Origin of the sequence: Streptomyces sp. URMC 123, from assembly GCF_051386515.1 — a bacterium.
Lineage (GTDB): Bacteria > Actinomycetota > Actinomycetes > Streptomycetales > Streptomycetaceae > Streptomyces.
Genome location: NZ_JBPQTV010000813.1, coordinates 1 through 207, shown reverse-complemented (window position 1 = coordinate 207; position 207 = coordinate 1). Strand labels below are relative to the sequence as shown.

Genomic DNA, 207 nt, shown 5'->3' with positions numbered 1-207 from the left:
TACCCCGTCAACCAGCTGTTCTTCGATGTGGTGGGCGACGGCACGGAGCCGGAGGTGCGGCTCGGCGAGAGTTCCTGGATCTGGCAGCGCTCGGGAATGTCGATCGGCGGCACGCGCTACGCCGGCGGGGTGAGCGTCCACACCTCGTCCTCGGTGATCATCGACCTGAATCGCTCGTGCACGGCGTACGAGGCGATGGTCGGGGTC

The 207-nt window shown here is 67.1% G+C and carries 1 protein-coding gene; it reads left to right on the top strand.

Going from position 1 to position 207, the window contains the following annotated elements:
• A partial coding sequence (locus ACSNOD_RS32100) for an NPCBM/NEW2 domain-containing protein (protein ID WP_436770557.1) occupies positions 1–207 on the top strand: 207 nt, incomplete at both ends.